7 protein-coding genes are annotated in these 10,784 nt (G+C 43.9%); all 7 read left to right on the top strand.

Annotation, left to right across the window (positions count from 1 at the left end; translation table 11 throughout):
• Positions 1 to 23: 23 nt before the first annotated feature.
• The 7 genes from QUA62_RS21815 (at position 24) to gap (ending at position 10,591) form a co-directional block, all read left to right on the top strand.
• On the top strand, positions 24 to 4,115 hold the full coding sequence (locus QUA62_RS21815; RefSeq protein WP_333406635.1) for a tetratricopeptide repeat protein: 4,092 nt from the start codon (positions 24 to 26) through the stop codon (positions 4,113 to 4,115).
• Entirely contained in the window at positions 4,108 to 5,970 is a 1,863-nt protein-coding gene (locus QUA62_RS21820) for a tetratricopeptide repeat protein (protein WP_333406637.1), read from the top strand. Before QUA62_RS21815 ends, QUA62_RS21820 begins: the two co-directional genes overlap by 8 nt.
• Before the next feature lie 42 nt (positions 5,971 to 6,012).
• On the top strand, positions 6,013 to 6,654 hold the full coding sequence (locus QUA62_RS21825; protein ID WP_333406639.1) for a Uma2 family endonuclease: 642 nt from the start codon (positions 6,013 to 6,015) through the stop codon (positions 6,652 to 6,654).
• A 228-nt stretch (positions 6,655 to 6,882) separates the two neighbouring features.
• Positions 6,883 to 7,617, top strand: a complete 735-nt coding sequence (locus QUA62_RS21830) for a glutathione peroxidase (RefSeq protein ID WP_333406641.1) — start codon at positions 6,883 to 6,885, stop codon at positions 7,615 to 7,617.
• Positions 7,618 to 7,821: 204 nt separating this feature from the next.
• Positions 7,822 to 8,793 (top strand): sodium-dependent bicarbonate transport family permease, encoded by a 972-nt coding sequence (locus QUA62_RS21835; RefSeq protein WP_190660925.1) that lies wholly within the window; start codon positions 7,822 to 7,824, stop codon positions 8,791 to 8,793.
• Between the two features lies 1 nt (position 8,794).
• Positions 8,795 to 9,106, top strand: a complete 312-nt coding sequence (locus QUA62_RS21840) for a P-II family nitrogen regulator (protein ID WP_242728729.1) — start codon at positions 8,795 to 8,797, stop codon at positions 9,104 to 9,106.
• A 453-nt stretch (positions 9,107 to 9,559) separates the two neighbouring features.
• A complete protein-coding gene (gap, locus tag QUA62_RS21845; RefSeq protein ID WP_333406643.1) occupies positions 9,560 to 10,591 on the top strand; it encodes a type I glyceraldehyde-3-phosphate dehydrogenase in 1,032 nt (343 codons plus the stop codon).
• Positions 10,592 to 10,784: the final 193 nt, after the last annotated feature.

The following is a 10,784-nucleotide window of genomic DNA, read 5'->3' on the forward strand; positions in this document are numbered from 1 at the left end:
TGGTGTCTGGAGCAAGTTTAATTATGCCCTCGATTGAGAAGATGGAAAAGGCAGCGGTTGATTTGAGTCGGCAAGCAGAAGTTTATTTAGCCGAAGGAAAGTTGAATGAGGCAGTTGCTGCTTGCGAGTCAGCGTTGAAAATTGAACCGAATTTGGCGACAGCTTGCCAGACGCTGGGAAAGGTGATGCAGCTTCGAGGTGAAATCGAGCAAGCTAAGCAGTGGTATGAAGCGGCAATCGATCGCAATCCAAATTTGCCGGAAGTTTATGCTAATCTCGGCATTTTGTATTCTCAGGGTAAACAGTGGGAAAAGGCGATCGCCAATTGTGAAAAAGCGATTTCGCTAGCGCCGAATTTTGCTGCTGTTTATCGGCAGTTGGCGAGAATTTGGACGCAGTTAGAGAAGCGAGAAGAGGCGGCAGACTGTTGGTATCAAGCTTTTAATATCGAGCCGAATTGGGCAACTGCGGAGGAACAAGTCACTCTGGGAAATAGTTTGGTTGAATTGGGAAAGTTCGATCGCGCTATGGAGTGTTATTCGCGGGCAATTAAGTTAAACCCGACGCTGGCAACAGCTTATCACAATTTGGGAGAAATGCTGGTTGGTCAGAAGCGGTGGGATGAGGCGATCGCCAATTACCGACAAGCCATTGCCCTCAATCCAAATTCGTTTGAATCTTACCACAGTTTGGGTAAAACTTGGGCGGAGCGAGGAGAATTAGAGCGGGCGATCGCCTGTTACAACAAAAGCCTCGAACTCAATCCCAACTACGCTCGTGCTTACGTGGGTTTAGGTAATGTTTTCGCACAAAAACGCGACTTTGATGCAGCCATTAAATGTTACCGTCAGACTCTGGAAATCAATGATAATTCCTACTGGGCATACAATTGCTTAGGGGACGCTTTGGCTCAAAAACAACTGTGGCAGGAAGCTATTAGTTGCTACCGCAAAGCTATTGAAATAAATCCCAATATTCCTTGGTTTTATGTCAATTTGGGAATTGCCTTCACCTGCGAAAAATCCTGGGATGAAGCTGTGGCTGCTTTCCTGCAGGCGGTTCAGATTGAGCCGAATTTGACGGGAATCAATCAGAGGTTGGGATATGTTTTGCGGAAGCGCAGCGAATCGGGTTTAGACAGCACAATCGCAACTTACTGTCAAGGTATTGAGGTACTTGCAAGCGGGAAAATTTACCACAACTTGCTGGGAATTGAGTTAGATGGAGCGGAGTTTTATATAAATTTAGGCAATAGTTTAGCAAAACAGAAGCAGTTGGAAGGTGCGATCGTATTTTATAGCATGGCACTGCAAATTGAACCCAATGCTGCGGAAGTTGTTGCAAAACTGGATGAGGTTCGGGCGAAACAACAGGAGTTATACGCACAAATTGCCGCTTACCGCCACCAAATTGAAATAGATCCGAGCAATTCTAAGCCTTACAACGATTTAGGAAATATTTTACCCCAATTAGGGGAATTAGAAGAAGCAATTATTTGCCACCAAAAAGCAAGCGAATTGAGGGGTTGGCCTGAGTGTGCGGCGAAAGATTATCAATTTACCCAAGATTGGTTTACCCACAATATTCCTATTTGGCAACGGCATTTGCAGGAATTTACCGGAATTGCGGATTTTCAAGTGGTGGAAATCGGCAGTTTTCAGGGAATGTCGGCTTGCTGGCTGCTGGATAATATTTTAACTCATCCGACGGCAAAGATTACTTGTATTGATTTGTATTTTCAACAACATTTTAAGGGCAATATTGTTAAAACGGGAGCAGCAGATCGGGTAATTGAATTAGAAGGTCACTCTCAAGATTTGTTAATTAATTTGGCTTCGGAATATTACGATGTTGCTTACATTGACGGCTGTCACAAACCCACCAGTGCTCTGCAAGATGCGATTTTATCTTGGAGGTTGGTGAAAGTTGGGGGATTGATGATTTTTGACGATTACGAGTTTACGTTTCCCGACAGCCCGGAGCAAGATACTAAAATTGGGATAGATGTTTTTTTGGAGATGTTTGGAAGTCAGTTAGAAGTAGTACACAAAGGCTATCAACTGATGGTCAAAAAAATCGGCAATCAAAGTTTGGGCGAAGAGCAAACTCTGTTGTCTCTGGGTTGGGAAAAGTTGGGGGATGCTGCAGCAAATGCGGGTTATTTCGATGAGGCGAGCGCCCGCTATCAAACAGCTATTAAAATTAAGTCTGGCAACTACTTAACTTATCACAAGTTGGGTAAAGCTCTGCAAGAGAAAGAACTGTTTGACGAAGCTCGGGCCGCTTACCAACGGGCGATCGCACTCAACCCTAATTTTAGTTGGGCTTACCACTTTTTGGGGGAAACTTTACAGGCGATTGAGGAACAAGCCGAAGCCGCTGCTGCTTACCGCAAAGCTATTGAGTTAAATCCCGATTTTTGTTGGACTTACAACAATTTAGGGGAGGTGCTGATGGAGCTTTCTGAGTGGGAGGAAGCTGCTGTTGCTTACCGCAAGTTAGTTGAACTGAATCCCGATTTTTGTTGGTCTTACGATAGATTAGGTAAGGCTTTGGTTGCACTGGAAAATTGGGAGGACGCGACGGCGGCTTACCGCAAAGCCATTGAGTTAAATCCTGATGATTGTTGGTTGTACAATAGTTTGGGGGAAGTTCTGGAATCGCAAGAAAATTGGGCCGAAGCAGCAGTGGCTTTTGGTCGTGCTATTGAGATCGAATCTGAGCATAGTTGGCTGTACAAAAAGTTGGGTGATGCACTGCGGAATCAAGGGGAATTGGAAAGGGCGATCGCCTTTTATGAAAAAGGCATCAATCTCGATCCAAAATCCTGTTGGTGTTACGAAGGATTGGGTTTGAGTTTAATTGCAAAACAGCAGTGGGAACCTGCAATCGCTAATTTAGTTCAAGCCCTGCAAATTAAACCCGATTTGTTTGAAGCTTACGATAATATAGGTTATGCTCTCGAACAACAAGGAGAAGGCGATGAGAGCGATCGGGCAAAATGCAGTAATCAAAATTTACCCTTAAGTATTCTCGAAAAATACTGTGGGTTTACAGAAGATTTGACCGTTGCAGCAGAATCAAATCCTAACCTCACCTGCATTGACATCCATCCTGCGAGTCAAATCAATTTATCTGATTCCAAAACAATCGACAGCAGCCGCAGATTTTGGGAACATCAAAGTCATTCCAGAAAAGCTTTTATTGCCGTCTTGCCAAACGGACGAGCTTGGGCAGATGTTGTGACTACCGCCGTGATTACTTCAGACAATAAACTTGTTGCTGATATTTCAATGGGTTGTGCGGAATTGGTAATTACTTCCGACAAATTGCCTCCCGCTGAACACGTCGATGGAAATGTAGCTTTTTTATCTGCTCGCTGGGGTGGAGCGGCTTATTTTCATTGGATGTTTGATGTGATTACGCGATTTGACCTTTTGCAGCGGAGCGGATTGATAGAAACTATAGATAAGTTTGTTGTCAATGCCTCGGATTCTTCCTATCAAGCAGAAACTTTAGATACTTTAGGAATTTCTCAAGATAAACTTTTAGAAAGTCGCTGCAATTTACACATTACAGCCGATAAATTAATAGTGCCGTCAATATCTTATGACGGAGCGGGAGCGGTTTCTAAATGGAAGTGTGAATATCTAAAAGAGACATTTTTAAATGAAAAGCAGCCACTAAATACAGACTATTCAGAGCGAATTTATATCAGCCGCCAACAAGCATCCTATCGGCGAATCGTCAACGATGAAGAGGTAATTAAATACTTAGAAAAATTAGGGTTCCGCAGTGTCAAGTTGGAAACGATGTCGGTAGCGGAACAAGCATCGTGTTTGGCTGCTGCTAAAGTAGTTGTCGCACCCCACGGAGGGGGCTTGACTAATCTAGTTTTTTGCAGTCCGGGAACTAAGGTAATTGAGATTTTTTCTCCCCTTTACGTTCCGCATTGTTATTGGATGATTAGCAATTTGTGCGGTTTGGAACATTACTATTTAATTGGTGATTTGGTTGATGATGGAACTCAGACCAAACCTCTACATAAAGATATGCAGTTGGATTTGAACTCGCTGGAAAAATTACTAGCTATGGCAGGAGTTTTGCATGGATAATGACTACCACAGTTTGGGGAATTCCCTGCAAGAAAGCGGTCGGTTTGATGAGGCTGTTGCTGCTTACAAAAAAGCTATTGAATTAAATCCCAATTTTTCTTGGTCTTATCACAGTTTGGGCGATGTTTTGCTGACACTTGAAAAATGCGAGGAAGCTGTCGCTGCTTATAAAAAAGCGGTTGAGTTAAATCCCGCTTTTTCCTGGTCTTATCACAATTTGGGCGATGCTTTGCTGAAACTTCAGCAATGGAAAGAGGCTGCTGTTGCTTACCGTTGCGAGATTGCACTAAACTCGGATTTTGCTTGGTCTTTTTGCAATTTAGGCGACGCTTTAACTAAACTAAAACACTGGGATGAAGCTATCGCTACGTATTTAAAAGCTATTGAAATTGACGGAGATTTGCCGGGAATTTACGAGAAGTTGGGATACGCTCTCGGACAAACAGAGTCGGATTTAAACTTAGTGTTAGAACAATCTCAATTGCAAATTACACCGGAAAATTGGGAGTTTTATTTGCAGTTAGGAAAGAATTTAGCCAAGTACGATCGCCCAAAAAGCGCAATTATTTTTTATAAATGGCTATTGACAAATATGCCGAGTTGTGCAGAAATGTCAGAAAAATTAGAGGAGTTGTTGCAGCAGCAAGAAAAGTGCGTTACCGAAGCCCTCGAAGAGGATCGCGCATTAGCCTCATCTCGCGCAACTGTCGCCCAAAAACCAGATGATTGCTGGTCTTATTACAATTTAGGTGCTGTTCTGAGCCACCAAAAATATTGGGAGGAAGCGGCGGCGGCCTTTTTCCAAGCAATAGAAATAAATCCCGATCTTCCTTGGTGGTTTTATTACAATTTGTGGGAAGTTTTGGTTAGGCAAAATAAGCTAGATGAAGTTGAGAACTTGTGCCGCCAAGTTGTTGCAGCTAAACCGGAGGCTTTTTGGCCTTATCTGAATTTGGGAGAAGCTTTAACGAGGCAAGGTAAAATTCCCGAGGCGATTGATTTTTATCGAACAGTCAGTTTTAAACAAAGTTTTGCATCTATTATAAGTAATAGAATAGGCAAGATGCCTGTTCTACAAGCAGATACAGGCAAGATGCCTGTTCTACAAAATTGGAACTTAAAACCCGTCCAATTTCCTAACTTTATAATTATTGGTTCTCAGCGGTGTGGCACTACTTCTCTTTATACTTATTTAGCCCAACACCCGCAAATTTTGACTCCGATTAAAAAGGAGATGGATTTTTTCTCGTGGCACTTTGACAGAGGGATTGATTGGTATTTGGCTCATTTTCCGCCAATTCCTCCAGGAGAGCAATTTTTGACGGGTGAAGCAAGTCCGAGCTATTTTGACTCTCGGGAAGCACCGGCACGGCTCTACAGCCTGTTTCCAGAGGCTAAACTGATTGTACTTTTGCGAAATCCCGTCGATCGGGCGATTTCTCAATTTTACCGCTTGACTGGCTTAAATTGGGAAGCGCGATCGCTCGATCGAGTAATTAGCGATGAAATTGAACGGTTGAATCAAAATCCCCAATACATCATCGGCGAGGAACCGGGCAATTATTTAGCTCGCGGTAGGTACATAGAATTTATTAAAAACTGGCGTACTTTCTTTCCCCAAGAACAGTTGTTAATTTTGAAAAGCGAAGATTTTTATGCAGATGCGGCGGCTATAGTCCAGCAGGTTTTAGAATTTTTAGATTTGCCGGAATATCAATTGTCTGAGTACCAAAATGCTAATCCTGGTTCTTATCAGCGGGTAAATGAATCGGTTCGCGACAGGTTGAGCGATTATTTCCGACCTTACAATCAGGAATTAGAGGAATATTTGGGGAGGCAGTTTGATTGGGAATAAAGTTGAGCTAAGATTAGAACAACTTGTAAGGAGGTAATACCGATGCTGACGAGCGAGCTAGATACGCTACTTAAGCAACAAGCACTCCAACGCCAAGATCCTGAAGATCGCTACATTACCGATAGCGCCAACTGGGAACAATACGAGACACTGCTGAATCGGATTGGAGATGCGGCAGGATATCGAGTTACTTATTTAGATGGAGTTTTGGAAATTATGTCGCCTTCTCGCCGCCATGAAAGTAGAAAAACTCGCATTGGAGATCTGCTGCTTATTTATTTTGTAGAAGCTGACATCGAATATTTCCCTTTTGGGTCTACAACTCTGCGACAAGAGGAAAAACGTGGCGGTACGGAACCGGATGAAGCTTACTGTATTGGCACAGATAAAGAATTTCCCGATTTGGTAATTGAAGTGATTGTTACCAGTGGCAGCATCAATAAACTAGAACTGTATAGAAGGTTGAATGTGCGAGAGGTTTGGTTCTGGCGAAATGACCGATTTTCTATCTACCATTTGCGAGAAGAAATTCCGGTTGAATTCGTGTCCAACTGCGGTTATGAATTAATCACACAAAGCGAATTGCTACCGGGAATTGATATCGATATGTTGACAGAATGTGTAAAAAATCCTCACCCGTTAGCAGCAGCAAAGGAATGGAGACAGAATTGCCGACCTACTTAAACAGCAAGTTTTAAATCTGCTAGCTGTCGCAAAGACAATGAACTGAGCTCGCGCGCGCCGCGAGATTGATTCGGACTATGATTCAAACTATCGTCGCAAAGACAATTAACTGAGCTCGCGCGCGCCCAAGTCCGAGAAAAAACTCGCCTCCCTTGACAAGTCATACTCGTTATGAGTACGCTATAATAAGCAAAGGAATTGAACCCAAGTACCTAAGAATTTAAAATCATGCTGACGAACAAAGAAGGTCAAAGAGTACCCAAAGTCACCTTTCGCACTCGCCAAGACAACGAGTGGGTGGATGTCACCACCGATGATATATTTGCAGGTAAAACGGTAGTAGTCTTCTCGCTGCCGGGAGCTTTTACTCCCACTTGTTCGTCAACGCACCTCCCCGGTTACAACGAATTGGCGAAAGTTTTCAAAGAAAACGGCGTAGATGAGATCGTTTGTATTTCCGTCAACGACACCTTTGTGATGAACGAATGGGCCAAAAACCAAGAATCAGACAATCTGACGTTAATTCCCGACGGTAACGGCGAATTTACTGAAGGCATGGGAATGCTGGTAGACAAAACAGATTTAGGCTTTGGCAAGCGGTCTTGGCGTTATTCGATGCTGGTAAAAGATAGCGTGGTTGAAAAAATGTTTATTGAGCCTGATGAACCGGGCGATCCTTTCAAAGTGTCCGATGCCGAGACGATGCTCAACTACATCAACTCCGCAGCACCCAAGCCGAAGATAGTGTCGCTGTTTACAAAAATGGGCTGTCCCTTCTGCGCTAAGGCTAAGGCAATGCTGAGTCAAAAGGGCTTGGATTATGAAGAAATTGTCTTGGGCCGGGAGATCACAACTCGATCGCTCCGGGCTATGACTGGGGCTACAACTGTGCCGCAAGTATTTATCGACGGCAAGTTGATCGGTGGTTCCGAAGCCCTAGAGTCTTATTTGGCAGTTGCTTAGTTAAACAACCATAACTTAGCCTGCGGGTGCACAGTCCACACCTTACTCGTTGTACGGTGCGTACTGTGCGCCTTTGCCGTATTTGGGGGTATTTAGCCCGATCGAGCTTGCGCGTCCAAAGTTCGATCGGTCTATTGATCCATTCTCGTGCCACAATTACTGGGGAAGTAATATCAAAAACGCAAGAAATGGGAGTTACCTATCGTGGATTTGAGTTTAGTAGCGTCAAATATCTTAAATCCCCCAATATTAGCTTTTTTCATGGGAATGCTGGCAATTTTTCTCAAATCTGATTTAGAAATTCCAGCGCCCATCCCCAAACTGTTTTCGCTGTACCTGCTGTTTGCGATCGGATTTAAAGGCGGCGTCGAACTGTCCCGAAGCGGAATTGACCAGCAAGTCGCCCTGACAATTTTGGCAGCGATGCTGATGTCAATGCTAGTACCCATTTATACTTTTTTCATACTGAGAATCAAACTCGACTCCTACAATGCCGCCGCGATCGCAGCTACCTATGGTTCCATCAGCGCCGTCACATTTATCACGGCAACCTCCTTCCTCACAGCACAGGGGATCGACTTTGACGGTTACATGGTAGCCGCGCTAGCATTAATGGAATCCCCAGCAATTATAGTCGGGCTAATCCTCGTGAGTGTATTCGGGGGGGAAGAAGGAAAACGCGAAATAGTTTGGCCAGAAGTGTTGCAAGAAGCATTCCTAAACAGTTCAGTTTTTCTACTGATTGGCAGCCTAATTATGGGCATAATGACAGGAGAACACGGTTGGCAAGTTATGAGTCCGTTTACTCAAGACTTGTTTTACGGAGTTTTGACTTTTTTCTTGCTAGACATGGGGCTGGTTGCTGCTAGCAGAATTAAAGATTTGCAAGAAGCAGGAATTTTTCTGATCGGCTTTGCAATCCTAATTCCCATACTCAACGCAGTAATTGCTTTGCTAATAGCGAAATTAATCGGAATGCCACAGGGAGACACTTTGCTGTTTGCCGTATTGTGCGCGAGTGCTTCTTATATAGCAGTACCAGCAGCCATGCGCCTAACTGTTCCCGAAGCGAATCCCAGCCTTTACATTTCAACTGCCTTAGCAGTGACATTTCCCTTTAATATCATTGTAGGCATTCCCATGTATCTATACGGAATCAATATGTTTTGGAGGTGAGATGATGGAGTCAGTCAAAAGAGTAGAAATCATAGCTCACTCAGTGGAGCTCGGCAAGATTTTAGACGGTTTAGACAAAGCTGGCGTACCCGGTTATTCAGTGATTCGTGATGTCGCTGGAAAAAGCACCCGGGATCACGTTTCTCGTGGTTCATCAATGACGGCACTGGATAACATTTATGTGCTTGCTTTTTGTTCACCAGCTCAAGTATCAGCAGTTGCAGAAAACATTAGACCAGTGCTAAATAAATTTGGTGGGTCGTGTTTTATTTCCGATGCGGTGGAATTGCTAATTACTAGGTGCGTCGGGTAGTCATTAGTCCTTAGTGATTGATGATTATACCAATTCCCAACAGTAGAGCTGCATATAGATTGTACGCCATATGTGTAAGGACACGGCAATGCCGTGTCTTTGCGCGTATCTGCGACTTGAATCCTAGGCTTGGCACCCCGACAGCCGCTGGTGAGAATGCCACTCCGTTTTTGCTTTTGCCTAAGTTTTTTCTAATTACTTTAGCGTGATTTAAAAAAGGCGATTTTGAAAATAATTTCTGTCTCTTATAGCACTTTTACCAGTTTATAATCATCAGGCATCAGCCATTAGCCAGCGGTCATTTCAGGATTAATTGCGCTTCCCCGCTGCAGAATTCAGAATTATTAAGAGATAGAAAAGAATCACTTGCCAAAATCCGTTAGCGTGGTAAATTCTAAGCCACCACAGGCGATCACCCGATCGACTAACGATATTTTCAAGAGGAGTTTAAACATGGCTGCATTAAAAGTTGGCATCAACGGATTTGGTCGCATCGGACGGCTAGTTATGCGTGCCGGCATCAAAAACCCCAACATCGAATTTGTCGGCATTAACGACTTAGTTTCGCCAGACAACCTGGCTTATCTTTTCAAATACGACTCTACCCACGGCATTTATGACGGCGAAGTTGAAAGCAAACCAGACGGGATTGTCGTTGACGGAAATTTTATCTCCTGTACAGCGATTAGAAATCCTGCCGAATTGCCATGGGGTAAATCCGGCGCCGATTATGTTGTAGAATCTACTGGATTGTTTACCGATTTTGAAGGCGCATCAAAACACTTGACGGCAGGAGCAAAACGAGTAATACTTTCAGCACCGACAAAAGACCCGGAAAAAGTACCAACATATCTAGTAGGGGTCAACCACCACAAATTTGACCCGGCAAAAGATACGGTTGTTTCTAATGCTAGCTGTACGACGAATTGTTTAGCACCCATTGCCAAAGTTATCAACGATAACTTCGGTTTGGAAGAAGGTTTAATGACGACAGTTCACGCAATGACAGCTACTCAACCAACTGTAGACGGCCCCAGCCAAAAAGATTGGCGGGGAGGACGCGGTGCGGCTCAAAATATTATTCCATCTTCGACCGGTGCAGCGAAAGCTGTTACTTTGGTGTTGCCAGAATTGAAAGGAAAATTGACGGGAATGGCTTTGCGGGTGCCAACTCCCGACGTGTCTGTAGTTGACCTTACTTTCAAAACGGCGAAGGAAACTAGCTATAAAGAAATTTGCGAGGCCATGAAAAAAGCTTCGGAGGGCGAACTCAAAGACATTCTTGGATATACTGAGGATGCGGTGGTTTCGACAGATTTTCAGGGCGACGCGCGATCGAGCATTTTCGATGCAGGTGCGGGAATTGAACTGAATTCTAAGTTTTTCAAAGTCGTTTCTTGGTACGACAACGAGTGGGGTTATTCTAGCCGCGTGATTGACTTAATGCTGTCGATGGCCGAGAAAGACGGAATTTTGAATAATTGATTTTTTGTGAGGTGGCATTTTGCGCGGACTCGCGTGTCCACCCCACAAACAAATTCCTATGATTTTTTGTGGAACGGGTTCGCGTACCCGTTCCTGAGAATAGTACCTCATGTGAGTTATACCAATTTAATATGAAGCTGCATAGAATAAAGCTTCCAGAATGAAAGTGTAAGAAGATAGTGAACTGATTTCT

The sequence above is a fragment of the Microcoleus sp. MON1_C1 genome (genome assembly GCF_036701945.1).
Lineage (GTDB): Bacteria > Cyanobacteriota > Cyanobacteriia > Cyanobacteriales > Microcoleaceae > Microcoleus.